Here is a 25,633-nt window from a genome sequence, read left to right as displayed (position 1 = left end):
CTGTCCGAATCAAGAGCTCATTCAGACAACTTACCTCTTCTACAACGCCATCCTGTCCGAATCAAAGGCTCATTTAGACACCTTTGCTCTTCCATATCGTCATCCTGTCCGAATCAAGAGCTCATTCAGACAACTTTCCTCTTCTACAGCTTCATCCTGTCCAAATCCTGGGCTCATTCAGACAACTTGCCTCTCCCCCTATCGCCATCCTGTCCAAATCAATGAGCGAACAAAGACCTATTGATTCAAAGTCCTCTTCTCATGCTGCAAAAGCCATTCCTTTCTCCAGAGTCCGCCCGCATATCCTGTTAACTTTCCATTTGAGCCAATGATCCGGTGGCAAGGAATCACGATGCTCAACTTATTTTTTCCATTGGCACTGCCCACCGCTCTGATGGCCTTATTGTTTCCCATTGAAACAGCGATGTCTTTGTAAGATGCCGTGCCACCAAACGGAATACCTTTCAAAGTCCCCCATACCTTTTGCTGAAATGGTGTTCCATCAACGATACAAGGAAAAGTAAAGGTCTGCCGCTCCCCCCTGAAGTATTCATCCAGCTCCCTATAAGCATCCTCTAACACTTTAGGTGTCGTAGACTCTCTCGCATACAACGGTTTGTCCCTCTCATTAAACAAAATAGAAAGAATTCCTTCATTCGTGCCTACTATTTCGACCACTCCAATCGGAGATGGGTAATCCAATCTATACATATAAAGACCTCCAAAGATAAAACACCGAGTAAGCTTCCCAGCCTGTCCAGCCCGCCGCCATCTCTTTCAATTCATCCAATGTCGGCTTGCGCTCAAGCCCTAATTGAATTCTTACTGCATTGTGAAGACCCACGTCTGTAATGGGAAACGCTGCACTTTGATGAAGGCACTTCATCATCACATAATCAGCTGTCCACGAACCAATCCCTCTTAATTTAGTCAAATAAGCATGGGTTTGCTGATAGTCTTCCATCTTGAGTAAATGTTCTCTCGTTAGTTCCCCATTCACCATGGCTCGAGAAACTCCGATCACATATTCTGCCTTTCTTGCCGTAAATTGAAGCTCCTTTAACGCATCTACTTCTATTTCAGCTATCCTATCAAAGGTAGGATACAACCAGTAGGTTTCTCCCTCAAACGTCACACTTTCGCCAAAACGTTCCACAAACCGTTTCCTTAAGGTATAAGCGAAGGTCAGATTGATCTGCTGTCCTATGATCGCCCATGTCAGTGCCTCGAACAAATCCGGTATGCCAATCATTCGTAATCCTCTATATTTACTTACTACTCGCTGCAACATCTGATCGTGCTGTGCCATTTCATAAAATCCTGCTAAATCCCGGCCTAAATCAAACCAGTCCACTACATAATCCGAAGCCATTTTTTGTGCCTTCACCGTAGGTTTCCCTAATGGAAATTCACCCTGAAGCGAATCATCTATGAAACCGATTTTTAATAAAAGGGGCTCTTGATCAATTTTAAGCAATTTATATACAAATCCATCTTTTATCCTGTGCAGCAATTCCTGATCAGACCTTCCGAGAAAAACTAAACATTCCTTAAAGTTAAAGTCTTCTGGGGGTTTAATCTCAATCATTGCTGTCCACCCCTTCACTAGCCAGATTTCTATATTCACTCGGTGTACATTTTTTGATTTGTCTAAACACCCTATAAAAATTGGATGGACTTTGGAATCCCACTTCATAGCAAATGTCCAGGTTTGTGAGTCCTGTGCTTTTTAGCAAAAAGGCGGCTTTATCTATTCTTATTTTTTCCAAGTAGGTTCGCGGTGTTTCTTGCGTTTCCTTCTTAAACAATCTTTCCAAATAGTAAGGACTCACGCCGATATAAGAGGAAACATCCTCCAAAGTGAGATTCACCTTATAATGCTCCGCAAGATAAACCATCACACTTCGTACTAGTGCTTCGTGTGGGGAGTGTTCCGCTTCCGGCTGGCATCTCTTGCATGCCCGATAGCCCTTCTTTTCCGCTTCACTCATCACTAAATAGAATTCCACATTCCTTTTCTTCGGTTTTCTGGATCGGCAGGAAGGCCTGCAGTAAATCTTTGTGGTTTTCACAGCGGTATAAAAAAGCCCGTCATAGGACCGGTCACAGGCAATGATTTTCTCCCACATTTCATCAAACGAAAAAGTAAGCTTTGCCATCAGGGAAACTCCCCTTCCATTTGGATTGTTCCTCAACTTACTCCCATTTTACAAGAAGTCCGGTTTGCATTCATCCTCGTTCTTGCTCTTACTGTCTGGTTTCATTTTATCGTACCAATAGAAAAAGCTGCTAGGATAGCAGCCTTTTCATGTACAGCCTTTATATTAGACGCAAGTAAATGATTGGATTTGGCGCAGGCTAATTCCGAAATACATCCATCTAAATCCAGTCCAACGATACCCTGCGACTGAGTCACGGCCAACAAAGATGGGGAAGAACCAAAACTGTTCATTTCCTCTTAGCCAGATATACGTAAATCTGAAAAGACATCGTCGAATCCCGCCTGGGTCAACGGCAAAGGCAGTTGCTTGTTGGGGAACATAGGACGGTGGTGGTGAAGTTGGCGGCCCGGATGTTGGACCTCCTTGGCCCGGTTGACCTGATGGTCCTTGGCCAGGTGGTCCAAATGGCGGCTGAAACCCACCGCCTTGACCAGGCGGTCCGAATGGTGGCTGGAACCCTCCTCCTTGGCCCGGCGGCCCGAATGGCGGTTGGAATCCGCCTCCTTGGCCCGGTTGACCGAACGGAGGCTGAAACCCGCCAAACTGTCTTTCATCATGGGTAATATAATGGTAATCTACATGTTGGACTGGGGTTGAATTAACATACGCTTGCTGATTATAGGGATTAGGATACATACCATGCACTCCTTATTATTTCACTTCCTCTTATCCTATTCAGTGGTCATACGCCTAACAACTTGTTCTCTAAGAAAAGGGCATTTGCCTAAGTGGGGACTGTCCCTAAATTCATGGGCATCCGCACAGGCATCTAGGCTGTCACCTACATATATCTGTGATTAGGGGATTCTAGGTCCACCGCCATCTGGAGGTATAAATATGATTAATTTTTATTCTTTTCGTGGAATCGTCACCATGATCAGTGATTTTTTTACCGGGCAAAATGGCGAAGGAGAAGGCTGCTATCAATTAATGTCTGTAGAAAATGAAGTAGGGGCAACCGTAAATTTCGTAGTGTCACCTACCACTTACTTTGTAGACCATGCGATGGTGGCAGTCGGAGATCGAGTGACTGGATATTATGACGGGAATGCACCTGTACCGCTCATTTACCCACCACAATATCGGGCACTTGTCATGGTAAAAGATAGTCCTTACCAGAATGTAAAAGTATCTTATTTTGATAGACAGTTAGTGAGTAGTGATGGCCAATTACGATTAAATCTCTCTCCTTATACCCAAATGGTCTTAACCAATGGGCAACTCTTTTCAAAAAGCCCTGCGAACCGAGATCTCATCGTTATTTATGGTCCTGCCACAAAAAGTATCCCGGCCCAAACTACTCCTTATAGAATAATCTTTTTGTGTTTGACGTGAGATGCACCTTTTTCTTCATTAAATAATAAATCTGCCATTTTTCTAGGCAGATTTATTATCATCTTTATCCATTTTTCCTTTTTGACACTAAAGATTGAAAATCATCCGTTTCAGCGATAAGATTGCCCCACGACATAAGATCCTCATCAGAGACTTTCCAAGTGTGATTTTCTGAGTTATGCCTGATTGCAGCGAAATCATAACGGCCAGTTGAATAGATAGTAAATCCTTCTTGTTTGCTTTGATCAATGAAAAAGTAATCTTCGGCACGATTCACTTTTTCAAAACGAATAAAATAAAATATTTCTTTTCTAAACATTAAGGTCGCACCCGCCACAGAGTCGGTCAAAGTATTCTCATTTCCATTCACATGTATGAGTGCTTTCTTATTTTTAAAATAGATAAAGCATGCGCTTTTACCAACAATAGAAACGTTCTTATCTCTAAATGCCGGCATAGAATTCGTAATATAATCAGGACCATAATAGTCATCATCGTCAAATTTAGCAATGATATCATCATTAGCTAGTAAAACCCCATAATTCAAACAATCGCCTAGGGTTGCTTTTTCATGTAATTGATAGACTCTGACATTCGGATAGTCCATGGCCTTATGAATCCATCTGTCCATGTCCATCGAATCTTTATTCAAAATAATGATCAGCTCTTTATCCTTCCACGTTTGTTGCTGATAATTATTAAACACATTATCCATGAACTCTTCTCTGATTGTACAAGTTATAATGGATACCACTTTCCTACTCCTCCCATTACTATGCGTTCAAAACCTTGTCTAAAAATTCCGTTAAATTAGGATATTTTTTTAGTTTATTTATTTGTTTCATATCATTTTTCAAATCACTTTTCGCTTTTGAGCTAAAGCCTGCTGCACCTAAGAGATTAAAGTGACGAATATCAACCTCAAGAAGAAGGACAATGGTTTCGAGGATACAAATGAATTTTTCACTGAAGCTTTGAAAGTGAGTAGGATTGGATTGTAGTAGTAATTTATATTCCTTTAAAATATGACTCATAGTCAGTAAATCTGTCATTCTAGCAAGCTCTAATCCTAAGATCAGTACATCCACATCATGATGTTTGATCGTAAATAAACCGAAGTTGCCTACAGCCTCTTTCCATTTGTTTTCCTCCACCGGATGTTCCTGGTGGTATGTGACAATTTCATTACTGATTTTATATTGAGCTCCCATTAGATATAATCGGTATCCTAATTCCCAATCTTCATATCCGTAATGGTAAAACTCCTCATCAAACAAGCCAGCTTGTATGATTAATTCCCTACGGATCGACATATTCCCTGTTAGCAAGGCCATCCAAGGAAAAGCAAACCCTTCTAATTCCTCATTAAAGTTCCTTACTATTTGTTGGTACCAAGGGTATGCATTGAATGATAGCTCTTTGAAACCATTTTGGGCTATATCCCTTTTATCTATTAATGGATACGGGTGATCAAGCGGGAATTTACATTGTTTATACCTTGAATATAGTTCTTGATTTTGTTTGGTTACGTCTGCAATTTTGTTCATTTGTTGTTCGGAAAAGGTAGGGAAAATACATGAATATACTGCCCTCAAATAAAGAGCACCCGATAAAATTAGGTTGTTTTGTGTTTGATGGTTTATATAATGATTTTCAACGAAGTTAGGCTCCGTCATCATTTCTGCATCGAGGAAAATAAGAACACTGCCTCTTGCACTTTGAATGCCCACATTTCTGACTCTAGCTCTACCAAGCCTTTCTGTACTGCGAATATACTTAAAATGATAAGGGGGGTGATAATCTTTTAGTTTTTCTTCAGTTTCATCCTTAGAAGCATCATCAATAAGAATCACTTCCATTTTAGATAGATCAAAGGTTTGATATTCGAGTGAGTAGAGGGTAAATAAATTTAGTGGATACTTGTTTTGGGAAGGGATAATTATGCTAACCTCAATATCGTCACTGCTTAATGACTCACGATCAAGATATTTTTTTGCACTTTCTTGTCTAATACTCTTTGACCATTTAAATTTATTATTCACGTTCTTAACATCTTGGGATAATTTCTCTAAAGACTCCAATGATTTGAAGATGGAATCTATCCTTGTTTGTAACTGTTCATCCAAACTATGTCCAAACATAAAGCACCCCTTTACCTTTCTATAACAATGACTCGTCCAAATGTTTTGGCTTGTATAGAATATGAGTGGTAATCGAATGTGACTAGACTTTCTCCCAGCTTTGATTAATTTTCAATTGGTTCAGGTCCCCCTCGAGTTCGCACCTAAGAAAAAAGCGACCTTCGCAATGGAAGCATCGCCCCTTATGGAGATTATTTGTTTTGATTTCTGATCGATTCTCTATCAATCGATTGTGGTGGTTTTTCAAACCATCCATGATCAATTAAGAGGTTTGCACCTTTTTTCGCATAGGCCCCTACCTTAAGGATAAACCCTTCATAGCTTAGGATTAAATCCTTTCGAAAGGATGAAGCAATGGCCAGTCCAAAATCGCCAAGACCAATCGCACTTTGAGCATTCGTATGAAATAACATTAATTTATCAGAAAATGGTGCCTCTGTACTGTTTGTGATCGTTGAATCCCATGTGGATGGATAGGAGTTGTCATCTTCCTTTAGTTTAATCATAAAATCCTCCACCATCTTCTTTCCTAAATCGTAACCCTCTTTAAAGTAGTCGCTCATTTTTTTGGACTGAGCTATCTGGCTAAAACCTAAAAGCATTGTTTTTGCTACATTCGCCACCTCGATATTTACTCCTAAATGAGCAATTTCTACTCCAAGAAGTGGCCGGGGAGCACCTATCAATCCCCCAAGAAATTTTCTATCCGTCACATACTCTATCTTATCCGGATAAGAAATATAAGGTGCTCGAATAAAGACTCCTTTTTCCTGCATGAGCTCTGCATTACGGTCATACAACGTTTCAGTTTGACTGTAAAACTGTTTGAACAAGGCACGGACATCTTTCCGCGCGGAAACCGACTTCGCTAAGCTGTATGAATTCAATCCGGTTCTCCCCATATGTTGCAAATAACGCATGTAGGTAACATCGGAAAAAAGCTTCTTTGCCTGCATGTTCACATCTTGTTCTCCAAATCCATTAGGAACGGGAATTCCTTCCTTTGTAAATAGATCGGAAACTTGAGTCACATGGTCGTAGGAATAGCTGAGTGCCAGTTTAATAACTGGCTTTACATCCTGATCTTCGCAGGTTTGTAAAAAATGCTTCATCACACAAATAGACATCGTGTCACCAATATATGTACTCCACAACATCGATAATTCTGCTGACGTTAACTTGGTTACATGTTCGACCATTCATTATCATCCTCAACACCGATTTTCTATATTTTATATATTTCCTCAAATAATGAGGTTGATACAAAAAGAATTTTTCATACAAATAGAAAAAGCCGCTAAAAATAGCAGCTTTCATTAATGGGTTACTCTTTCACGAGCCCAGCTCTCAATTTGGTCACACCAAATTCTAAATAGGCCTTTAAGCAACTTAACATATAGACCCATCCTTCTTTGTTGTCTATCAAATGATGAATAAACTCATCCTCTGCTTCATTAAATCCTTCCTCATTCACCTCAATAATCGTACTCCTATTCTCACTCTCTTTTAGTGTTATTCTTACAATATGGGCTTCCTCTGCTTCACCCCACGAGAACACGATCTTCTTATTTTCTACGACTTCCAATACTTTAATAACAACTTCAGCATTGTACTCATCATATCTCAATGTAATGGCCTTGCCTTCTTCCCATCTTTCAGAACTGGAGGAAAACCAAAAGTTCCCGATTTTCGAAGGGTCGACGAAGGCTTCAAAAACTTCATATGCCGGCTTACCTATTTTAAACTTCGTTAGATTGTTCAACTAAATCATCCTTCCTACCTATCATATTAAAAATATCTTAACCATTTTCATTTAAGTCTCAAACCTTCCATTATTATTAAACCTTTTTTAAAATACATTTTCCATTTATTTCTTGTATAATAGACATACGACTTTGTTTTTAGGGGATGTTTGCGTGGAGAAAAAGATAGTCACGGGCAGCAAGAAAACCACTTGGGGAGTAATAGGTACCATAGGCGCTCTATTATTGGGTAAATTTAAATATCTTTTAGTTATTTTTAAGATACTTAAACTACAAACACTTGTAAGCATGTTTATTTATCTCGGAACCTACGCACTTATTTTCGGATGGAAGTTTGCAGTAGCCCTCGTCTATTTATTGTTTGTTCACGAAATGGGCCATCTGTATGCGGCAAAGCGGATCAAACTGCCAGTTAGCCCCGCATTATTTATCCCGTTTGTTGGTGCGGTCATCGGCTTGAAGGAAATGCCTAAGAATGCAAAAGACGAAGGTTTTATTGCGTATATGGGCCCTTTATTTGGACTACTATCCTTTTTGCCTGCCATTCCATTGTATATTTTTACACATGAACCATTCTGGGCTCTTCTAATTATTTTAGGCGGGATGGTAAATTTATTTAACTTAATCCCGATTACCCCCTTGGATGGTGGAAGGATTGCAGCTGGAATCAGCACGAAGCTATGGGGATTAGGAATTATCCTATTACTCACTTATTCAGTCATGAATCTAAGCTTTATAGGGTTCCTGATCGTCGTTTTGGGGTCAACTGAATGGTACAAATTATATAAGAAACAAAAGAATCTACAGGCACATAAATTAGAAATACAAGAACTGGAGTCCGCAATAGAAAAATTAAAGCATGAATCACATCATCTGGATTCGGTCCAGGAAACAGTTAAAAAGCTTAGATGGAGCATTAAGAACCTTGAAATTTCAGAAGTACTCCGCTCATTAAATGTGGAAATTGAAAAAATGAAAAGGGAGCTCTATCTGCAACAATTAACGGGGACCTATTCTGTGAATGAGGAAGCCGGGGCTGACAATCAACAAGTGATTGAGGGGTTAATCGGCAGCTTAGAAGAAAAACTAGCCGAGTATAAAAAAGAGGTTAAGATTACCGAAACCTATTATAAAACTGATAAAAAAACAAAAGCGAAATTATTTCTCATCTATATAGGTCTCGTCCTTGCTTTGTCTCTAAGTTATTATTATGGCAATGAAATCCTCATGAATCATCCAGAGATTCAAAAAGCGATGAATCGATAAAATATCAGAGAACGCAAAAAGGTATACACGTAGTGTACCTTTTTTCCTGGTTCTGTTCGTTCCTCAACTCTTTTTTATTTTCTCAAATAAATACTGAACCCCATATAATAAATACGCTTTATAGTGTATGTAGATGAAAAATTGAAAACGACTTAAGCGATTTAGACGGATGATTTTACATTTTTTTAGAACATCCATAAAGACAAAAGCAAAGAGTCCATCAGAGATCAAATTAAGGAACACAAACTTTTTAAAGTTACCATACGAAAGTTTAAGCAACCACATGGAAAGAGGCATATAAGGGCCCACACTAAAGGGAAGTTCATCTTTAATAAAAGATTTTGGCTTATCGTAAAACTTCCACCATCTCTTTTTGTGTCCATACAAGTGGTTGATAATCTCAAAAATAACAATAAAAATGCCAGCAAAAGAAAAGCTTTTGAGACTACGTTTTCCTATAAATAACAACGATAACCATGGAACCAATATTATTAGTAGATTAAATTTTGAGTGCCTCTTTGATTTCATAACCGATATCACCTCAACCTCTTTTTCACTATTTTTTTAAAATAACCAATATCATGAAAAAAAACCGCCCATTTTGAGCGGTCTTACCTTACTTTACCCCATTACATCTTTTAGATGTTTGTTATGTTTTTTTAGGAACAACCAGACAATCAATAGAACGCTAAAGATAGCAAATAAAAGAATAGGCAACTGGAAAAAGCTCCAAACGCTTTGTCCATAGTATTTCAACTGATGGTGCCTCTCCACAGTCTTTTCATAAGAACTTTTGTATTCATATTGAATCACCCACTTTGAATTCGCCATAGCCACTGTTCCTAAATCATATTGACTAGGAATAATTTGTTTATTACGTCCAAAAATGCCCTCGCTTCCAATAACAGCGGCAGCTTTATTATATTCAATTGGATATATGGTTGTAGGTTCCTTTTTAACAGAAGGGTTTTCTTTTACCCAATCTTCTACATCGGCTGCAGGGAAAACCGCTAATAAGTGTAGTTTTTCCTTATACTTTTCAAATACTTTGAGAAGTTGTTCTTCTTCTTGTTCCGTCACTTCACTAGAAGCGCCGAGTACATGGAATACATCCTTCATGATGTCTTCCTTTTCATGATCGACCATTTCAAGCTTATTTACTTCATTCTTATATTCATTCAGTTTCACCATCGAATTGGCAAGAAAACAGATTCCTAACCCCAATGAAATGAGTGCAGTTATAAGGATATATTTAGTAAGCCTCCTCTGTGCATTGAAAAATTCAGCTACTTTTTTGAATGGTTTCTTCGCTTCCAGCCTCTTCGTTTGTTCGATTCCCTCAGAAACTTCCACATTATGTTCCATGGTATGTAGTACATTCCTGCATGTACTACATGAAGCAACATGTTCCTCAATAAACTGTCGACTTTCTTTACTACACAGATCGTCTATATAGGAGGGTAGTAAATCTCTTACAATATGACACTTATTGTTCATTCCCCATCTTACCCCTTTCCTTTAATTTCATTTTGGCTCGATAAAACGTCACTCTAGCCCAGTTTTCATTCTTCAGCTGAATTTCTCCTATTTCTTTAAAACTAAGACCGCCTAAAATCCGAAGCAGTAGCACCTCTTTATACGGTTCTTCAAGCAGGTGTATGATTCGGTATAGAGCAATTTTGTCTTCCGAATGAATGAATTCAGCTTCAGGAGAAGTATGTAAAGAATCGTCTGGAAAAATTTCATTTCGTTGCCGTTTATTTTTTTCAAGGTATTTATAATAGGAATGCTTCGCAATTTGACAAAGCCAAACTGACATTTTACATTCGCCGTTATATCTATCTATTGATTTCACCGCTTGAAAAAAAGTTTCTTGTGTAAGTTCTTCTGCTAGGTCCGCATTATGGCAAAGACACATCAGATATTTAAAGACATCATCCGCATACTTGTAATATATTTCATCTAGTTCTCCCAAGGCCTTTCCTCCTTTCGCTCTATATATCCGATTAAATTCCTTTTCGTTACAAAAAATAATAAAAATTTTTTAATACAATAAAAAACCGCCAACAAATGGCGGCTGTAGTGTTACTTTCAACATTTATACTAAAATCACCTTTAAACATGGCTTCTATATGCGAAATAATACAAAGAGATCCATATTTTAAATATCCAATATTTTCTAATTATGGTACAATAGATAATATCGCCTAAAGGGGGAATTTCTATGGTAAACAATGTGTTTGTTCCTATTTTTATCGCTTTTATCAGTGCAATGGTGGTCTGGATTTCGGTTCTCGTTATAAGAAAAAAGCGTTCGTAAGCGACTACATAATGGTCCCCGAAGTAATGTCCCCCGGCTTACTTTACTATCTGACTTAATTCCTCGGTCATTTGCTCCACTAGCTCGGGTCTCCCGTGAAATTGAGCAGGAGTATTTTGAAACAATTGAATATGCCAATCCCCCGCCTTTTTTACAACAACGAGAGTGTGGTGTGTGTTTACTTTAGGGTTAATGGTGGTCTGCTGAGGAGGCACCATACCAGCAATGGCACGCAAAATGGCTATGTCCGCACTCAAAAAACGCACATCCTTAACCTTGCTAATAAATCGTGCTGTTGGATGGTGATCAAAGATAGGCTTAAGGTGGGCATAAATTTCCTCTCTCCCCTTCGATATGCTTCCATCAAATCCAATGCTTTCTCCATCCTCCGTAAATAAATCTGCCATTCCACGAGCATGACGATTATTCCATGCATCTAAAAGCTGCTGATAGATTGCTTGGACTTCCATTGAAACAGATTGATCCATCATTTTCACTACTCCTTATTTGCTTGTATAGTACTAATTATTGTAGAACAAATAAGATCCTTGTTCAATTTGGGTCTTGTTTCATTGAACCACCATCTGTTCTGCAAAAAAGTCTATCTAAATATTTTAAATAAGATGTCTTGTCCTGAATAGAGGAACCAGCAAAAGTATAATAAGCGGAGTTTTTCCTCTTAAATGTAAAATGGAGGCTCGTTTCGGGGTAAATAAGCGGAGCTTTTCCGCTTATGCAAGGCAAAACCTCCCCCTTTTCCAATTTCTCGAGTCAATAGGCAAAATTTCTCCGCCTATTTAAGCTTTTTTTATTGATAATTACAAATTAAGCGGAATTTTTCCGTCTATTTATCAGATCAGGGGCTTCCCTCTTGATCGTAGAAACCTCGATTTTCTGCATTCAAGGAGATCACTTTGTACCTTTGATTTTCCATTGTTAAAAAACTCTTATTTTAAGTGCTTTATAGTTCGTTAATTAACTAGTAAATTGTATCAATAGCTGATTAAACTTGTCACGTTCTTCCCAGAAAGGGCCATGGCCGCTATATAGAAACGGGACGAGCTGTGAGTTTTTTATTTTTCGATGGAGTTCCTGTGCCTGCTGAAAAGGAATCACCTTGTCATGAATTCCGTGAATAATTAACGTGGGTGCATCTATTTTTGGAAGATCGGCATGCACCGTCTCATCCATCAGTAAAACAACCACTGCCGCGGTCGACCATCCTGCCGCCTGTAAGCCCATTTGGAAAAACCAGTCTGAGAATTGGGGCGTAATATATTGAAAGAAAAATCCATCTGTTACTTCCTGCATCATCTTTGGGCGATCATTTAACGTATCCTTCAGAAATTTATTCGCCGTTTCTGTTGTAAAACCTGTGGGAGCCGCTGCGTCAACCAATACTAATTTGGACACACCATACCCATTGTATCGAGACATATATCGGATCGCGATGGCTCCCCCTGTGGAATGACCAACAAGTGTCACATTTTCTAATTGAAGGGCACCAATCACCACGAGGATATCATCTGCCAATCGGTCATACGTGTATCCATTCACTGGCTTATCCGAATTCCCAAAGCCCCTCCAGTCGATGCCAATACAGCGGTACCCCCTTGCAGGGAGAACATTAAACTGATATTCAAACTGTTTATGGCTCAAAGGCCAACCATGGATGAACACAATCGTCTTGCTACCGCTTGGATTCAAATCTTCCACATATAAATTTACACCCTGCTCTACCGGAACAAAATATCCCATGCGTTTTCCTCCGTTCATATGGTAATTAAGCATAAGATATTCCATTTGGTTCCTATAGGTGAGTGTCTATAAAGAAAACAGCCAATCATCAGCTTCATAATGTTATTACTTTCTTTACTATCGGATGATAAGATAGTAGTTATGCGGTGTTTTTTCCATTTATTATAATAACTGTAATTAATTTTAAATAGTTTCATATAAAAAAATATGAAAGTGAGGGGAAATTATGTTTCAAGTCATTGAAAAAAAGCTCGCCAAAACCGTAGATTCGGATGCTAAGGTTGATCATGCCTATTTACTCGTTCACTCGGATTCTCATAATCTTCATTTGAATGTAGCACGTGGAAAAACAGGCGATGTGCCTGCCAATCCTGAGCAGCCCTTTCATACGGCAAGCATCGGAAAGACGTTTACAGCGGTCTTGATTGCGATGTTAGTTGAAAAGGGTGAAATTAGCTATGAGGATCGGGTTGCCAAATTTTTGCCGGCGGAATTGGTCCAAGGTTTGCACATTTATAAAGGCACTGATTATTCACAGGATCTTCAGATCGATCATTTGGTTAGCAATACCTCTGGATTGCCGGATTACTATGAGCTGAAGCCGAAAACGGGTCCCTCGTTTCAGGCATTGTTGTTTCAGGAACCAGACCGCTTTTGGACACCTGAGGAAACAATTGAATGGACAAAGCAGCATTTGACGCCGAAGTTTGCTCCGGGTAAGGGCTGCCACTATTCCAATACCGGCTTTAATCTATTAGGGATGATTATTGAAAAAGTAACCGGAAAGCCGTACTATGAGGTCCTGCATGAATACATATTTGAGCCACTTGGAATGAAGCACTCGTATTTATGCCATTACTCGGAGCCTGCGGTAGTGAGTGAATATCCTGTTGCCACTATTTATATGAAGGATAAGAAGGTGGATGTAACAGAGCATAAGAGCTTTAGCAGTATTTATGCGGGTGGGCAAACGGTGAGCACATCTGAGGATTTGTTCCTTTTTATGGAGGCTTTGGAGGGCGGCCAGCTGATTAGTCGAGAGTCATTGGAGACGATGCAAAAGTGGACGAAAATGTGGGTCGGTGTTGATTATGGATTCGGGTTGATGCGGGTGCGGATGCAGCCTTTCACGCAGAAGTATCATGTGTGGGGCCATTTAGGTTCGACGGGTTCGTTTATGCTGTATAACCCTGGATTTGATGTGTATATCATTGGCAACTTTAATCGTACCGGATATGTTGGAAAAAGCATTCGATTTGTTTATTCAGTTTTGCGGAATGTAGCGAAGGCTGGGAAGAAATAGGTACGAACAAAAGCACTTTTCGTATAAAATTGGTTAGAATCAGCTGTTTACTGGTGTAAAATTACCCTATTTTAATAAATTTTGAAATTTATCAGCGTTTTTTGACCTTTATCAGCGAATTTAACCCTTTTATTAGCGAATATAAAAATTTATCAGCGAATCTGAGATTTTATCAGCGAATTAAATTATTTTTATAAAAAGCTATGAAAAAAGGTAGCCGTCAAGCTACCTTTTTTCGTTTATCTTAGAAATCAAAGTTATCCGGATCTGGACCAACACGTTGGTCTTGGTTAAGGCTGTCGATGGCCTCCATGTCCTCAGCGGTAAGTTTGAAATCGAATACTTGTGAGTTTTCGATGATTCGATGTTCTTTTGTTGATTTTGGAATCGTCACAACGCCGTTTTGCAAATCCCAGCGGAGGATGACTTGAGCCACAGATTTGTTGTATTTTTGTGCAATTCCTTGAAGTACTTCGTTGTCGAGCAATTGTCCCTGCATTAATGGGGACCATGCTTCAAGCTGGATGCCGTGCTCTTGGCAGAATGCTCGTACTTCTTTTTGTGCTAAACGAGGATGGTATTCCACTTGGTTCACCATTGGCTTAATTTCTGCATCCTTCATGACGTCTTCTAGATGATGAACATGGAAATTACTTACGCCAATTGCTTTTACGCGACCTTCTTTGTAAAGTGTTTCTAGCGCTCTCCATGCTTCCTTATATTTACCCGCTACTGGCCAGTGAATAAGGTAAAGGTCTAGATAGTCCAATCCTAGTTTCTTTAGGCTTGTTTCGTAAGCGGCGATCGTTGATTCGTAGCCAAGGTCAGCGTTCCATACCTTTGAAGTCACGAATAGCTCTTCACGAGCGATTCCTGATTCACGGATGGCTTGTCCTACGCCCTCTTCGTTTTGGTAGATCGCCGCGGTATCAATGCTGCGGTATCCGTTTCTAATTGCAGCTTTCACAGACTCCACTACCTCAGAACCCTCTTCTACTTTAAACACACCAAGCCCAAACCAAGGCATTTTCACACCATTACTTAACGTAGTAGTATCCTGTAAATTCATAACCATAATAAAAAACCTCCCTTAGTTTTAAATAAAGTATAGTTTGTATTCCGCGTCCACTCTAGGAGGACAAATGTCTTTTAGTGGGGTCAGGCACCGTGATGTCCATAAGTGGTGCCTGACACCCTAACCTCTTGCATTTTACCTTTAGCAGGCTTCTTTTGCAAAGTGATTAGCTTTTTGGTCTTTGCGTTGTAGAGCACGGCTCCAGCCGGTTAGGATGACGGCGCCGAGGACCATTAGGGCTCCAATCCAGGTGGTGTGGATGAGGCCGATGGAGTCGGTGATGACCCCGCCCAGGTAGGAACCGATGGCGATACCGGCGTTGAAGGCAGCGATGTTGATGGCTGACGCTACGTCGACCGCGCTTGGTACGAATCGTTCAGCTAGCATGACGACGTACACTTGTAGTCCCGGTACGTTCATGAATGCCAGCAGTCCCATGAAAATAATCGTGATAAGACCAGCCACTTTAAATGGTGCCGTGAACATTAATACAAAGAGGACTACCGCTTGGATGATGAACATATAGAATAACGACCCAATCGGGTTTCGGTTTGAAAGCTTTCCACCAACCATGTTTCCGATGGCAATGGCTACACCGTATGCAAGTAGGATGATGGCAACTGTGCCTTCTTTAAAACCTGTTATATCCTGTAGTAATGGTGCTAAATAGGTAAAGACAACAAATGTCCCGCCATACCCCAGAGCAGTGATGATAAATACTAATAAAAGACGGCCATTGGTCAGGAGCTTGAACTGGTCTCCGAAGCTTGTTTTCGTTCCTTTTTTCAAAAAGGAAGGAACGAGAACGCTGTTAGCGATGAGGCCAATGATGCCGATGGCTACAATTAGGATAAAGGCCATTCTCCAGCCAAATTGTTGACCGAAGAAGGTTCCTAACGGTACGCCGGTTACAGTGGCGACGGTGAGGCCTGAGAACATGATGCTGATGGCACTCGCGCGTCGGTTTGCCGGCACGAGGTCAGCCGCAATGGTGGAGCCGATCGACATGAAGACGCCGTGCGATAATGCTGCGATGACGCGGGCGGCGAGTAACACGCTTATGGTGGTCGCGCTCGCGGCGATGCTGTTGCCGATGATGAAAATAATCATGATCCAGAGCAGTAAGGTCTTGCGTGACATACTGGATGTTAGGGATGTCAGGACTGGTGCTCCGAATGTGACGCCGAGGGCATATAACGAGACGGTTAGTCCTGCTGTTGTTACAGGAATGTGTAGATCTTTCGCGATCAGCGGCAGCAGACCGACGCTGATAAATTCGGTGGTTCCTATGGCGAATGCACTGATTGCTAAGGCTAGCAGTGCGAGTGTGCTTTGTTTTTTATTTAAAGACATGATGTGATTCCTCCTCATTTTTGTAGGGTTGTATGTGAGTTGTAAAAAAGTGTATGATTACTTTCGACCGGCAAGTGTTATTATGGATGATAGAATGTTTATTGAGAAGTACGCACTTTGAAGTGATATAGGTACCTTTGAGTTCTATAGGTACTTTTTAGTGCCTGTGAAATGAGGAGGAAATGATGACGATGCAAAAGAAGAAGTATAATATATCTGTTGAAGCGACGCTGGAAGTGATTGGCGGGAAATGGAAGAGTGTGATTCTTTGTCATTTGACGCATGGGAAAAAGCGGACGAGCGATTTGAAGCGGCTGATGCCGAACATTACGCAGAAGATGCTAACCCAGCAGTTGCGTGAGTTAGAGGCGGATGGCATTATTAATCGGATTGTTTATAATCAAGTGCCGCCGAAGGTTGAGTACGAGCTGAGTGAATATGGCTGGTCGCTACAGGGTATCCTGGATTCACTTTGCGCTTGGGGTGAGAAGCATATTACCAGGGTATATGGGGACAAGTTCTCTGTGCTGGAGGAGAACATTTTGAATGAGCCGTTGAAAGAATAGGGTTTGGGGACAGTCCCCCACTGCTTTAAAGCGGTGGGGGACTGTCCCCATTTTTTACATACTGATAAACTTTTCAAATCCATCCGCATGCATGGTTGGTGTAAACTCGATGATTTCGTAAGTGGCTATATTTTTACTATAGAATGGGTCTTCTTGAATGATGGTTTCGACTTCTTCGCGGTTTTCCGCATTACAAAGGATGACTCCGCCTACTCTTGGATTTTGTCTGCCGGAACAGATGAACTTTTGTAAGGAGTAGTATTTATTGAGGTAGGCTCTGTGTGGTTCTAACTCTTTTTCTACTTCCTCAAGCGTCTTAATGTAGTTTAATAGTATGACAAACATGAATATCCTCCTTAAAATCTTATTTTTAAAAAGTTTCCTTGATATCATATTTCCATTCCATCCAGTCAATCTCCTCTTACCATTGAAAAAAACAATATTATTCCGCTTTTTATTCCTATAAGAGAGCTCATTTTATCAAATTTTACTTCTCCGGATGAGATGAAGGACATTTCTTCCTGCCTCTCGCATCGTTTTGTCCTTCATCCCTTGTTTTAAATCCTAATTTTCCGCTTCAGGTGGAAACTGTCTACGAGTGGTGCCTGACACCCTAGTTGACACTCTAGTTGAGCAAAGATGAAACCGCAACGAAGATACGGGTTGAATTTCCTATTTTTAACTTTATACCTTTCCTAAAACATCCAAACCTGCTATTTTTTACTATAGGTGCATGATAAAGTCCAAAAAAAGTTTTTCCAACGGATGAAATGTTTTTGCTAGATTTTACGTCTATTTTTACAAGCAAATTTATGCCTACAAAAGGAGGAGAAATCATGACATACATACCTATCTTATCTATAAACGTGCGGACACCGCAGGATTTCACATACGGAGAGAAAACATTGCTTTCCGCCATCGATAAAAAGCCGGTTCTTGGAAAGGTGTTTCTATCGACACAAAATTTCGAAGGAGATCAGCAGGCTGATTTGAATTTTCACGGCGGGCCTGATAAAGCGGTTTGCGTCTATTCCCATGATCATTATTCGTTTTGGGAAAGTGTGCTTGATACGAAGCTTGAGGTCGGAGCCTTTGGTGAAAATCTGACGGTAACAGGGATCACCGAGGAAGATATTTTCATCGGAGATGTGTTCGAACTAGGGGAAGCCGTTGTGCAGGTGACGCAGCCTCGGCAGCCTTGTTTTAAATTGGCAACCAAGCTGAACCAGCCAAAATTGCCTCTGATGGTGCAACATACCGGCTATACCGGGTTCTATTTCCGTGTCTTACAAGAAGGCTATGTTTCGAGCGAGGATTCTTTGAAACTAGTGGAACGGAACCAGGAAAGTGTGAGTATTTCTTACGCAAACAAATTGAAATATAAAGACAAGAACAATCTAGACGGGATGAAGAAGATGCTGAGTCTCGCAGAACTTTCAAAGGATTGGACGGAGACATTTTCAAACCGTTTGAAGGAGCTAGAAACCTAGGTTAGGAGAAAACAATATGAATATCTTAAAGTTTCACCGAAATATTAAAATACGACTGGTCGAGTCCTTTTTAAGCTCGACCATCGGCGGAATGATTTTCCCCTTTATGGCGATCTATTTATCTCATCATTTTGGGGCAAAAACGGCAGGCTTATTGCTGCTCGTAAATGTGTTCATCGGCATCGTGATCAACTTTTTTGGCGGCTATTTTTCTGATCAGTTTGGCCGGAAAAAGGTGATTGTGTTTGCCGAAACACTTAGGGTCTTTGCCTTTTTTACCATGATGTTAAGTAATTCTCCATGGTTCTTCTCGCCATTGCTGACGTTTTTCACAATGACGGCGAATAGTATTTGCTGGGGACTGGCGGGACCAGCCACTCAGGCGATGCTGATTGATGTGAGTAAGCCTGAGGAACGGAAAACGATGTATTCGATTATGTATTGGGCCAATAACCTGTCAATTGCTCTTGGCGGTGTCATCGGTGGATTTTTATTTAAAAATTACTTATTTGAATTGTTATTAGCATTGTCTGCGGCGGCTTTACTGACTTGGGTACTCATCACCTTTTTTATCGAAGAAAGCTACGCCACTGAAAAAAATGCTGGTAAGGCAGTCAGGGAGCATGTGCGCGGAATGTTGAACGGCTACAAGGAGGTTTTTCTCGATCGGGTGTTCATCCTATTTGTCCTAGCAGGCTTACTCGTTCTATCGATGGAATTCCAGCTGACCAATTATATCGGGATTCGTCTGGCGAATGAGATGGGCGAACAGCATCTTTTCGGCTGGACCTTTGGAGGAATTGAAATGCTTGGTTTTCTGCGGACAGAAAATACGATTCTTGTCGTGTTGATGGCTTTGGTTGCCACCAAAATTGTGGAGCGTTTTAAGGATCGGCATACCGTGATTGTCAGCTGTATGGTGTTTGTCGCGGGGTATGCGGTGATTTCTTTTTCCAATAATATCTGGCTGTTGTTCTTTGCAATGCTTGCAGCGACGGTGGCTGAAGTGCTCCGAGTGCCTGTGCAGCAAAACTATATGGCGGAGCTGCCACCGGAGCACGCACGTAGCTCTTATATGGCGGTGTCTGGATTAACGTTTAATCTCGCGATGCTCATTTGTTCCATCACGGTAACGTTGAGCTCGTTCTTATCCAGCATGGCGACCACGATTTTTATCTCCAGCATGGGCGTCATCGGAATTTTGTTATTCTACCGGATCTTGCCTACTTTGGATCAACGGGTTCACGGGAATGAAGCAGAGGTATCCTTGAAGTCAGCAAGCCATAATTAAGAAATGGGAGGAAGCTTTAAGGTGAGTTACGCAGAAAATTGCCCGTTCTGTTCCCCACATCAAGATAAGGAACAGCATATTATATTTGAAAATGAAACGTGTTACTTTTTGCAGCATAATCGTGAGCAGGATGTGTTGGAAGGCTCTGGTGTAATTGTCCCGAAAAAGCACCATGCAAATGCGTTTGAGCTGACACCAGAAGAGTGGAACGATACGTATAAGCTTTTACAAAAAGCGAAAGAATACCTCGATGAAACTTACGCACCAGATGGCTATACTCTTGGTTGGAATGTCGGTGAGGCTTCCAATCAGACGATTTTGCATAGCCATTTACATGTTATTCCGAGGTACAATGATGAACCATTAGCAGGTAAAGGCCTTCGTTATTGGCTAAAGCAGCCGGAGAATATGCGGAAAAAGTTAAAGAAGCGTTTATAAAAATAGAGCTTGGAGGCGGACTCCAAGCTCTTTTCTGTTCTATTGTAAAATAACAACTTTTACGGTTCTTCTTCCCCATTGTAGCGCCTGTGCTTTCGTTGGCACGAGGATGTCAATTTTGTGACCCTTGATGGCACCGCCAGTGTCACCAGCGATTGCTACGCCGTATCCTTCTACCCACACTTTACTTCCAAGTGGAATGACGGATGGGTCGACAGCGATTAATTTCATGTTCGGGTTAGCACCGATATTGTAGCCTAAAGCCGTAATCGATCCAGAATCATACGGAGTATAAGCCGTTGCCGTTACATACATCTCTTTGCCGCTGATGGCTACACCGGTATCATTGCTTGGTGTAGAAGAAGATGCTGAAACAGGACGAGCCTTTGCCGCTGCCTGCTCTTGGCTGATTTTTGCCTGAATGGTTTTCATTTGTGACTCAATGCCAGCTTTCTGTTGCTCGGCAAGCGCCATTTGTTGCACGATGCTATTATATTTTTCTTGCATTGCTGTTAAGGTTTCTTGTCTCTTTTGCAGGTTTTGATCAAGCTCTGCCTGCTGCACGGCAAGAGTTTGTCTTTCTTTTTCAAGTGACTGCTCCTGCTTGTCGATTTCTTCTTTGTCCTTCTCAATCTGTTGAAGGTCCTCTTTTTGGGCCGTCAAGATGTCTTTATCTGCATCGATCAGGGTGGAGGCAGCGCTCGCACGCTGGATGAAATCCGAGATACTGTTAGATTCGAAGAATAAGTTAATCATCATGTTGATATTATTATTTTGCTGCATTGCAACAGCTCGCTGCTTCATAATATCTTTACGGGCAAGGATTTTATCCTCCAACTGGACGATTTCCTCTTTCTTTTCTTCGATTAATTGATTGATCTCTTCCATTTTATTCTGTGTTTTGGCCATCGCATCTTTGTTGGCCGTAATAGTGTTATATAAAGACTCTAACTCATGTTGAATATTTTCTATTTCTTTATTCACGGCTTGTTTTTCTTGCTCTTTTTGCTCTACTAATCTAGTTTTTTCATCTAGCGCTTGTTTAGCATTATGTAGGGCATCACTATTGGTTTGTGCATATGTAATCATATTCCCTGATACACATAACATCATTGTAAGTAACATGAGAATTATACGCTTAGTTGTCTTTTGCATACGCTTCCCCCTCCTTATTAACCTATTTATAACAGATTAATGTACCAGTTATGTTACAAGAATATTAAATGTGTATCACATTTTGTCTTAATTGCAAGGAAAGTGTCAATTCTGTGTCATAACAGCACCAGCATTTTACAGCAATGGTGAATGGTGTCAGAGAATGGTGTCAGGCACCACGCGTGGACAGTGTCCACCTGGAAAGGACACTTTGCTTGCACTTCCATTATTAGACCTCTAGTTTCTTTCCTACCTCGAGGACGCGGTTCTTGTTTTTTTTTCTTTTTTTGCTTTTACGGTATGGGACGGTACATAGGAAGGTAACTTTGTTTCCTTTTTTGAAGGCAAAGTTATTGATGATGTCAAATACCTCTTCTTCCGTAAGCTGTTTGCTTTTACTTCCTTGTGTAATCATTAATGAGTCTCTGTCACAGGTGAGTTGGATATCGGAATCAGAGATTTGAATAGAATTGCTTTTGTAATCTAGTAGAATGTGTTGATAGGAAACACATGATGTTTGATGGGATGACTGAGTTGATAGGACGATGGCATCAGAAAAACTAGGCTTGCTTTTAATCCAGCATTCTTGGTTACTTACTTGTTCTCCGATAAATATTAAGGCAACCTTTTCATTCAATCAAATACCTCCATTTTTAACAATATATGACATCAGCATTTACTATTCGACAATAATTTTATTTTTTCCTGCAAAGAATTTCTCCTTTTTGAGGGATTCTCCATATTTGTGCATCATTTACACATTATTCATCGTGCATATTGTGCACATTCAAACTTTACAGCCCCCTTTCCCGTTAAGTTAAAAACATAATTGTTTTTACGGCGGTGAAAGAGATGTCTTTATCAGAAAAATTACGACAGCTGCGTGATAAACAGAATTGGTCACAGGAAACTCTTGCAGACATGATGAATATCCACCGATCGACCGTTAGTCGCTACGAAACAGGGGCTAGTGTTCCCACTTACCAAACGGTCATCCGATTTGCAGAAATATTTAAGGTTGAAAAAGATTATTTAGTGGATGAGCTTGATAAGATGCTGCCGAATGTGGAGGCACCTGGTTATGTGCTGGAAAAATTGGAGGATGCCGATATCGAATTCATTCTCCAGTTGCTGAAAAATGAGCCCGAGCTAAAAACTGCTCTTGTCGAACTCCATTTAATGCCTCCCAAGCGGAAAGCATTTTATGTCGATGCAATTACCAACTTTATAAAAGTTAATAAGCGACATAAACACAAGTTTTAAGGTTGGACAGGTTATTGTGGAAAGTTTTTCCTCCGATATGAGGGGCTAAAACATCAAAGAAGCCGCTGACACGTGTTCAGCGGCTTCTTATCAAAAAAACAGGGGGGTTTTTCAACTAGTTTACCCCGCTTGCTGAAATTTAAACTCCGTCAGAGCCTGACACCGTTATTTATTTCTACAAAAAAAAAAATCCGGCCATGGTTAGCCGGAAAAAACGGGGATGCATACGGAGAGGTCTTTGATTCTTTTTAACAACTGGTACTGGTTGCGGGGAAATCTTCAAAAACTCGCCGAAAAGCTACTCGTTGGGGTACGTCTTGGGTGAAAATGTTTGAAAAACAATGTAGGGTCAAAGATGAAAGGAAATTTTTCCAGAAGATGGGTGTGGGGTTCTGGAGTACATTGAGATTGGAGTTCTGTCCCTTTTCTCTAACTGCTGTTCCCTGATGAGCCATTCCAACTGGCTGACCCGTTTTTCCAGGCTGTCAATTTTTTGATTGGATTTACCAACCATCTTTATCAATGTTTCTAGTAACTGTTCTAGATTCCTCGCTGCTTCATTGCTAAATTCCAACGCCCGCTTCCTCCCTTTTTTGCTCCGTCACCACATCGTGAGGCTTGGCACTTAGGAAACGGATTGTTTCCACCACTACCTCTGTAACGTACACTCTTTTTCCCTCTTTATTTTCATAATTCCGGGTTTGCAATCTGCCAGTGATTCCTACAACGGAGCCCTTTCGGCAGTATTGGCATGTGTTTTCAGCGGCTTTCCGCCAAAGTGCGCATTGCACGAAATCGGCCTCAATCTCCCCATTGTGATTCCGAAAATGCCGGCTGACTGCCAGCGTGACATGTGCGACCGAATTCCCTTCTGGCGTCTTTTTTAATTCTGGATCCTTCGTCAGTCGGCCAACAAGCGTGACCTGATTAATCATGGTTTCAACTCCTTTTTATTTGATGGTTTCATCATAGACCCCTGAGGTGTCCCTTGTAAAACGACTTTAAATGACTTATCAGGAACTTTTCACGTGGATAAGTGTGCTATCCCCTAGCTTTTGGTCAAAAAGTGCTTTTTCATATCACCGAAATATGATTTTTACAAAACTCGACAAATATTTTTCGACATTTGCTTCTGCTCGACATATGTTATAATTTAGAAAAAAGTAACTGGAGGTTGCGATGAAATCTTTTAAGTTATACTCATTGGACGTTATGGATGGTGAAACTTCGGTTGAAGTTCCTTTAGAAGACGGCTTGATTCTTAATAAGGAAGATGAGCGCTCCACCTGGCTGCTTGAGGCGTATACAGATTTGTCCCTCTATGATTTTTTTAAAACGATTCACGATCAAAGCCGCGATTTAATCGTTGAAGCTGTGATTACGAAGAAAGAGAACACACCTGCTTATTTTCAGACGAAGATTGTTTCTTTGAAAAAGTTTGAAAAGCACATCAGCGTGTTATTCGAAGGTCATCTCCGCCGTAATAAAAGTGATTACTCAGAGCTGCTGCTCGATAGCCTGATGCAAAAAGGGCTGGAGGGTCCTGCCCTTCTTAAGGAATTTAAGGAGAAAATGAAAAGTAAACCGAAGATTAAAGTAAAAAACCCTTAATTGTTACATTTGATTCTGACCTTGACCAGTCTTCGGACTGGTCTTTTATGTTATTTACAGTGATAAATTCACATTTTTGTTGATTTTTTCCGTTTCCCTAGAGATACTAAAAGTGTAAGTTGAAAAATATATTTTTAGGGGGAAGTTATGTCAGGAATTGTTAGTTTTATTGTTGAAATTATTATTGCTATTTACTTATATGTGGACGCACCGAAACATAATAAGAGTCCATGGCTGTGGGCTATTTTAGGCTTTTTCTTCGGGCCATTTGCCTTAGGAATCTACTTTATTAAAACTGGCCGCAAAGTCGTTGGCTGGATTATGGTTATCGTCGTCGGACTCCTTTACCTGGCCTTCATCCTCTTAGTTGTTCTAGCTGCCGTACTATTTGCGAATGGCTTTGCGACTTGATAGTGACGTCTCACTAATGGTGTCAGGCACCAAATATTTTGAAGAAGGACAGGCTCGATTGCCTGTCCTTTTTGTCTTACTCGTCTTTGTTATCTCTGTCGTTAACGTCGATGTCATCCTCGATCATGTCTTCTCTTGGCGTATTGTTGTCTTTCGATGGGTCTTTATCGTGTGGTGTATTCTTATCCTCTGATTCTGGATAATGATTTCGGTCGATGATGTTGTCATCAATTACATCGTTATTATCGTTAGGTGTTAAATCATTATCCATACGGTTATCTGTCGGTGTATTAATATTGTTGTTTGTCGGCGATGGTGGATTTTGATCATCATTGTCATTATTACATCCCGCTAACAACACAGCCGATAAGACAGAACCCGCAAGTAGCATAAATAACTTTTTCTTCAAGCGTAAAAGCCCCTTTCACCATGTTCGATTGACCTAGACTTACCATGGTCTTTTTTTAGCATTCCCATTGGTAAAAAAATGATGGCTTGAAGTTATTTACATTTAGTCCCGCCCTGTTAAAATTGTCTGTTGATTTCCGCTCCAATCAACGGAGTGTCAAAATAAATTTAGACTTTGACACGAAAAAGCCAGGCGTTTGGCCTCGATCAAGGATCTTTTTTTTAAATTATGTGTTGATCACCTCTTGAAGGACCTTTAAATTTACCTATTTTATATGAATTCCTTTCTTACTCGTCACTTTCAGTGATTTACTCGTCAAATGTATTCATTTACTCGTCTATTTTCCTATTTTACTCGTCATCCTTCTTACTTTACTCGTCAATAACTCCATTTCACTCGCCACCACTAATCTACACCCATTCCTCCATAAAAAACACCACAGTTATCAAGGACTGTGGTGAGA

General features: G+C 40.5%; 31 protein-coding genes. 10 read left to right on the top strand and 21 right to left on the bottom strand.

The genetic code is table 11. The features are described from left to right. Window positions 1-237 precede the first annotated feature (237 nt). From RCG25_RS01480 to RCG25_RS01465, 4 genes are all read right to left on the bottom strand, one after another. Entirely contained in the window at window positions 238-711 is a 474-nt protein-coding gene (locus RCG25_RS01480; protein ID WP_308081919.1) for a methylated-DNA--[protein]-cysteine S-methyltransferase, read from the bottom strand. Continuing rightward, complete coding sequence (locus RCG25_RS01475; RefSeq protein WP_308081918.1) at window positions 704-1,588, bottom strand: DNA-3-methyladenine glycosylase family protein; 885 nt, start codon at window positions 1,586-1,588, stop codon at window positions 704-706. The genes RCG25_RS01480 and RCG25_RS01475 overlap by 8 nt, the downstream gene beginning before the upstream one ends. Further along, window positions 1,581-2,159, bottom strand: a complete 579-nt coding sequence (locus RCG25_RS01470; RefSeq protein WP_308081917.1) for a bifunctional transcriptional activator/DNA repair enzyme AdaA — start codon at window positions 2,157-2,159, stop codon at window positions 1,581-1,583. The genes RCG25_RS01475 and RCG25_RS01470 overlap by 8 nt, the downstream gene beginning before the upstream one ends. A gap of 165 nt (window positions 2,160-2,324) precedes the next feature. Next, window positions 2,325-2,858, bottom strand: a complete 534-nt coding sequence (locus RCG25_RS01465) for a hypothetical protein (protein ID WP_308081916.1) — start codon at window positions 2,856-2,858, stop codon at window positions 2,325-2,327. 201 nt (window positions 2,859-3,059) lie between these two features. On the opposite strand from RCG25_RS01465, the gene RCG25_RS01460 reads away from it, so the two are divergent. After that, the gene (locus RCG25_RS01460; RefSeq protein WP_308081915.1) at window positions 3,060-3,557 is read left to right on the top strand and encodes a hypothetical protein; all 498 of its coding nucleotides are present in this window, start codon (window positions 3,060-3,062) and stop codon (window positions 3,555-3,557) included. A gap of 64 nt (window positions 3,558-3,621) precedes the next feature. On the opposite strand, the gene RCG25_RS01455 is transcribed toward RCG25_RS01460, so the two are convergent. The 4 genes from RCG25_RS01455 to RCG25_RS01440 form a co-directional block, all read right to left on the bottom strand. Next, window positions 3,622-4,311 carry a glycosyltransferase gene (locus tag RCG25_RS01455; protein ID WP_308081914.1) on the bottom strand — a complete coding sequence of 230 codons (690 nt, stop codon included), beginning with the start codon at window positions 4,309-4,311 and terminating at the stop codon, window positions 3,622-3,624. Window positions 4,312-4,330: 19 nt separating this feature from the next. After that, the gene (locus tag RCG25_RS01450) at window positions 4,331-5,698 is read right to left on the bottom strand and encodes a glycosyltransferase family 2 protein (protein ID WP_308081913.1); all 1,368 of its coding nucleotides are present in this window, start codon (window positions 5,696-5,698) and stop codon (window positions 4,331-4,333) included. A gap of 191 nt (window positions 5,699-5,889) precedes the next feature. Then, window positions 5,890-6,897 carry a DUF3231 family protein gene (locus tag RCG25_RS01445; protein WP_308081912.1) on the bottom strand — a complete coding sequence of 336 codons (1,008 nt, stop codon included), beginning with the start codon at window positions 6,895-6,897 and terminating at the stop codon, window positions 5,890-5,892. 125 nt (window positions 6,898-7,022) lie between these two features. Then, window positions 7,023-7,460 carry an SRPBCC family protein gene (locus RCG25_RS01440; RefSeq protein ID WP_308081911.1) on the bottom strand — a complete coding sequence of 146 codons (438 nt, stop codon included), beginning with the start codon at window positions 7,458-7,460 and terminating at the stop codon, window positions 7,023-7,025. 154 nt (window positions 7,461-7,614) lie between these two features. Here RCG25_RS01440 and RCG25_RS01435 point away from each other — a divergent pair, with 154 nt between their 5' ends. After that, complete coding sequence (locus RCG25_RS01435) at window positions 7,615-8,727, top strand: site-2 protease family protein (RefSeq protein ID WP_308081910.1); 1,113 nt, start codon at window positions 7,615-7,617, stop codon at window positions 8,725-8,727. A gap of 63 nt (window positions 8,728-8,790) precedes the next feature. Here RCG25_RS01435 and RCG25_RS26040 read toward each other — a convergent pair whose 3' ends face one another. The 5 genes from RCG25_RS26040 to RCG25_RS01415 all read right to left on the bottom strand — a co-directional run bounded on the left by RCG25_RS26040 (window position 8,791) and on the right by RCG25_RS01415 (window position 12,805). After that, the gene (locus tag RCG25_RS26040) at window positions 8,791-9,255 is read right to left on the bottom strand and encodes a hypothetical protein (protein ID WP_374121026.1); all 465 of its coding nucleotides are present in this window, start codon (window positions 9,253-9,255) and stop codon (window positions 8,791-8,793) included. A gap of 93 nt (window positions 9,256-9,348) precedes the next feature. Beyond that, the gene (locus RCG25_RS01430; protein ID WP_308081909.1) at window positions 9,349-10,224 is read right to left on the bottom strand and encodes a zf-HC2 domain-containing protein; all 876 of its coding nucleotides are present in this window, start codon (window positions 10,222-10,224) and stop codon (window positions 9,349-9,351) included. Next, a complete protein-coding gene (locus tag RCG25_RS01425) occupies window positions 10,214-10,702 on the bottom strand; it encodes an RNA polymerase sigma factor (RefSeq protein WP_308081908.1) in 489 nt (162 codons plus the stop codon). Before RCG25_RS01425 ends, RCG25_RS01430 begins: the two co-directional genes overlap by 11 nt. 383 nt (window positions 10,703-11,085) lie before the next feature. Then, window positions 11,086-11,535, bottom strand: a complete 450-nt coding sequence (locus RCG25_RS01420) for an SgcJ/EcaC family oxidoreductase (protein ID WP_308084075.1) — start codon at window positions 11,533-11,535, stop codon at window positions 11,086-11,088. Window positions 11,536-12,022: 487 nt separating this feature from the next. After that, window positions 12,023-12,805, bottom strand: coding sequence for an alpha/beta fold hydrolase (locus RCG25_RS01415; protein WP_308081907.1), 783 nt, complete (start codon window positions 12,803-12,805; stop codon window positions 12,023-12,025). Window positions 12,806-13,031: 226 nt separating this feature from the next. Here RCG25_RS01415 and RCG25_RS01410 point away from each other — a divergent pair, with 226 nt between their 5' ends. Continuing rightward, the gene (locus RCG25_RS01410) at window positions 13,032-14,108 is read left to right on the top strand and encodes a serine hydrolase domain-containing protein (protein ID WP_308081906.1); all 1,077 of its coding nucleotides are present in this window, start codon (window positions 13,032-13,034) and stop codon (window positions 14,106-14,108) included. Between the two features lie 244 nt (window positions 14,109-14,352). Here the strand turns inward: RCG25_RS01410 and RCG25_RS01405 are convergent, their stop codons facing one another. Together RCG25_RS01405 and RCG25_RS01400 are read right to left on the bottom strand one after the other, a co-directional pair. Continuing rightward, window positions 14,353-15,183 (bottom strand): aldo/keto reductase, encoded by an 831-nt coding sequence (locus tag RCG25_RS01405; protein ID WP_374121025.1) that lies wholly within the window; start codon window positions 15,181-15,183, stop codon window positions 14,353-14,355. Window positions 15,184-15,324: 141 nt separating this feature from the next. After that, window positions 15,325-16,536, bottom strand: a complete 1,212-nt coding sequence (locus tag RCG25_RS01400) for an MFS transporter (RefSeq protein WP_308081905.1) — start codon at window positions 16,534-16,536, stop codon at window positions 15,325-15,327. A 191-nt stretch (window positions 16,537-16,727) separates the two neighbouring features. Between RCG25_RS01400 and RCG25_RS01395 the strand changes: the two genes are divergently transcribed. Further along, complete coding sequence (locus tag RCG25_RS01395) at window positions 16,728-17,102, top strand: winged helix-turn-helix transcriptional regulator (RefSeq protein WP_308081904.1); 375 nt, start codon at window positions 16,728-16,730, stop codon at window positions 17,100-17,102. 54 nt (window positions 17,103-17,156) lie between these two features. Here the strand turns inward: RCG25_RS01395 and RCG25_RS01390 are convergent, their stop codons facing one another. After that, on the bottom strand, window positions 17,157-17,447 hold the full coding sequence (locus RCG25_RS01390; RefSeq protein ID WP_308081903.1) for a YciI family protein: 291 nt from the start codon (window positions 17,445-17,447) through the stop codon (window positions 17,157-17,159). A 491-nt stretch (window positions 17,448-17,938) separates the two neighbouring features. Between RCG25_RS01390 and RCG25_RS01385 the strand changes: the two genes are divergently transcribed. The 3 genes from RCG25_RS01385 to RCG25_RS01375 are packed head-to-tail and all read left to right on the top strand — an operon-like array spanning window position 17,939 to window position 20,321. After that, the gene (locus tag RCG25_RS01385; RefSeq protein WP_308081902.1) at window positions 17,939-18,592 is read left to right on the top strand and encodes an MOSC domain-containing protein; all 654 of its coding nucleotides are present in this window, start codon (window positions 17,939-17,941) and stop codon (window positions 18,590-18,592) included. A 16-nt stretch (window positions 18,593-18,608) separates the two neighbouring features. Beyond that, the gene (locus RCG25_RS01380; RefSeq protein WP_308081901.1) at window positions 18,609-19,883 is read left to right on the top strand and encodes an MDR family MFS transporter; all 1,275 of its coding nucleotides are present in this window, start codon (window positions 18,609-18,611) and stop codon (window positions 19,881-19,883) included. A 21-nt stretch (window positions 19,884-19,904) separates the two neighbouring features. Next, window positions 19,905-20,321, top strand: coding sequence for an HIT family protein (locus RCG25_RS01375; RefSeq protein ID WP_308081900.1), 417 nt, complete (start codon window positions 19,905-19,907; stop codon window positions 20,319-20,321). 39 nt (window positions 20,322-20,360) lie between these two features. Here RCG25_RS01375 and RCG25_RS01370 read toward each other — a convergent pair whose 3' ends face one another. Both RCG25_RS01370 and RCG25_RS01365 read right to left on the bottom strand, forming a co-directional pair. After that, entirely contained in the window at window positions 20,361-21,476 is a 1,116-nt protein-coding gene (locus tag RCG25_RS01370) for a 3D domain-containing protein (protein ID WP_308081899.1), read from the bottom strand. Between the two features lie 229 nt (window positions 21,477-21,705). Next, window positions 21,706-22,113, bottom strand: coding sequence for a hypothetical protein (locus RCG25_RS01365; protein WP_308081898.1), 408 nt, complete (start codon window positions 22,111-22,113; stop codon window positions 21,706-21,708). 215 nt (window positions 22,114-22,328) lie between these two features. Between RCG25_RS01365 and RCG25_RS01360 the strand changes: the two genes are divergently transcribed. Next, the gene (locus RCG25_RS01360; RefSeq protein ID WP_308081897.1) at window positions 22,329-22,739 is read left to right on the top strand and encodes a helix-turn-helix domain-containing protein; all 411 of its coding nucleotides are present in this window, start codon (window positions 22,329-22,331) and stop codon (window positions 22,737-22,739) included. A gap of 349 nt (window positions 22,740-23,088) precedes the next feature. Here the strand turns inward: RCG25_RS01360 and RCG25_RS01355 are convergent, their stop codons facing one another. Beyond that, complete coding sequence (locus RCG25_RS01355; RefSeq protein WP_308081896.1) at window positions 23,089-23,313, bottom strand: hypothetical protein; 225 nt, start codon at window positions 23,311-23,313, stop codon at window positions 23,089-23,091. Next, entirely contained in the window at window positions 23,303-23,674 is a 372-nt protein-coding gene (gene ssb / locus RCG25_RS01350; RefSeq protein WP_308081895.1) for a single-stranded DNA-binding protein, read from the bottom strand. Before ssb ends, RCG25_RS01355 begins: the two co-directional genes overlap by 11 nt. Before the next feature lie 244 nt (window positions 23,675-23,918). On the opposite strand from ssb, the gene RCG25_RS01345 reads away from it, so the two are divergent. Both RCG25_RS01345 and RCG25_RS01340 read left to right on the top strand, forming a co-directional pair. Then, window positions 23,919-24,350, top strand: coding sequence for a YwpF-like family protein (locus RCG25_RS01345; protein WP_308081894.1), 432 nt, complete (start codon window positions 23,919-23,921; stop codon window positions 24,348-24,350). Between the two features lie 147 nt (window positions 24,351-24,497). After that, window positions 24,498-24,761: a hypothetical protein gene (locus RCG25_RS01340; RefSeq protein ID WP_308081893.1), complete on the top strand. Its 264-nt coding sequence runs from the start codon at window positions 24,498-24,500 to the stop codon at window positions 24,759-24,761. 76 nt (window positions 24,762-24,837) lie between these two features. Here RCG25_RS01340 and RCG25_RS01335 read toward each other — a convergent pair whose 3' ends face one another. After that, window positions 24,838-25,152, bottom strand: a complete 315-nt coding sequence (locus tag RCG25_RS01335) for a hypothetical protein (protein WP_308081892.1) — start codon at window positions 25,150-25,152, stop codon at window positions 24,838-24,840. Window positions 25,153-25,633: the final 481 nt, after the last annotated feature.

It is taken from the genome of Neobacillus sp. PS2-9 (assembly GCF_030915525.1).
In the GTDB taxonomy this organism is placed as follows: Bacteria; Bacillota; Bacilli; order Bacillales; family Cytobacillaceae; genus Neobacillus.
The sequence above is the reverse complement of the archived record's forward strand: the minus strand, read 5'-3'. Positions and strand labels throughout refer to the sequence as shown.

Coding starts and splice junctions, on each gene's coding strand:
- RCG25_RS01465 (WP_308081916.1), bottom strand. CDS start 2,858: ATGTATCCTAATCCCTATAATCAGCAAGCGTATGTTAATTCAACCCCA.
- RCG25_RS01345 (WP_308081894.1), top strand. CDS start 23,919: ATGAAATCTTTTAAGTTATACTCATTGGACGTTATGGATGGTGAAACT.
- RCG25_RS01390 (WP_308081903.1), bottom strand. CDS start 17,447: ATGTTTGTCATACTATTAAACTACATTAAGACGCTTGAGGAAGTAGAA.
- RCG25_RS01415 (WP_308081907.1), bottom strand. CDS start 12,805: ATGGGATATTTTGTTCCGGTAGAGCAGGGTGTAAATTTATATGTGGAA.
- RCG25_RS01475 (WP_308081918.1), bottom strand. CDS start 1,588: ATGATTGAGATTAAACCCCCAGAAGACTTTAACTTTAAGGAATGTTTA.
- RCG25_RS01360 (WP_308081897.1), top strand. CDS start 22,329: ATGTCTTTATCAGAAAAATTACGACAGCTGCGTGATAAACAGAATTGG.
- RCG25_RS01480 (WP_308081919.1), bottom strand. CDS start 711: ATGTATAGATTGGATTACCCATCTCCGATTGGAGTGGTCGAAATAGTA.
- RCG25_RS01400 (WP_308081905.1), bottom strand. CDS start 16,536: ATGTCTTTAAATAAAAAACAAAGCACACTCGCACTGCTAGCCTTAGCA.
- RCG25_RS01395 (WP_308081904.1), top strand. CDS start 16,728: ATGCAAAAGAAGAAGTATAATATATCTGTTGAAGCGACGCTGGAAGTG.
- RCG25_RS01420 (WP_308084075.1), bottom strand. CDS start 11,535: ATGGATCAATCTGTTTCAATGGAAGTCCAAGCAATCTATCAGCAGCTT.
- RCG25_RS26040 (WP_374121026.1), bottom strand. CDS start 9,255: ATGAAATCAAAGAGGCACTCAAAATTTAATCTACTAATAATATTGGTT.
- RCG25_RS01335 (WP_308081892.1), bottom strand. CDS start 25,152: ATGCTACTTGCGGGTTCTGTCTTATCGGCTGTGTTGTTAGCGGGATGT.
- RCG25_RS01430 (WP_308081909.1), bottom strand. CDS start 10,224: ATGAACAATAAGTGTCATATTGTAAGAGATTTACTACCCTCCTATATA.
- RCG25_RS01470 (WP_308081917.1), bottom strand. CDS start 2,159: ATGGCAAAGCTTACTTTTTCGTTTGATGAAATGTGGGAGAAAATCATT.
- RCG25_RS01380 (WP_308081901.1), top strand. CDS start 18,609: ATGAATATCTTAAAGTTTCACCGAAATATTAAAATACGACTGGTCGAG.
- RCG25_RS01385 (WP_308081902.1), top strand. CDS start 17,939: ATGACATACATACCTATCTTATCTATAAACGTGCGGACACCGCAGGAT.
- RCG25_RS01410 (WP_308081906.1), top strand. CDS start 13,032: ATGTTTCAAGTCATTGAAAAAAAGCTCGCCAAAACCGTAGATTCGGAT.
- RCG25_RS01445 (WP_308081912.1), bottom strand. CDS start 6,897: ATGGTCGAACATGTAACCAAGTTAACGTCAGCAGAATTATCGATGTTG.
- RCG25_RS01340 (WP_308081893.1), top strand. CDS start 24,498: ATGTCAGGAATTGTTAGTTTTATTGTTGAAATTATTATTGCTATTTAC.
- RCG25_RS01370 (WP_308081899.1), bottom strand. CDS start 21,476: ATGCAAAAGACAACTAAGCGTATAATTCTCATGTTACTTACAATGATG.
- ssb (WP_308081895.1), bottom strand. CDS start 23,674: ATGATTAATCAGGTCACGCTTGTTGGCCGACTGACGAAGGATCCAGAA.
- RCG25_RS01405 (WP_374121025.1), bottom strand. CDS start 15,183: ATGGTTATGAATTTACAGGATACTACTACGTTAAGTAATGGTGTGAAA.
- RCG25_RS01460 (WP_308081915.1), top strand. CDS start 3,060: ATGATTAATTTTTATTCTTTTCGTGGAATCGTCACCATGATCAGTGAT.
- RCG25_RS01450 (WP_308081913.1), bottom strand. CDS start 5,698: ATGTTTGGACATAGTTTGGATGAACAGTTACAAACAAGGATAGATTCC.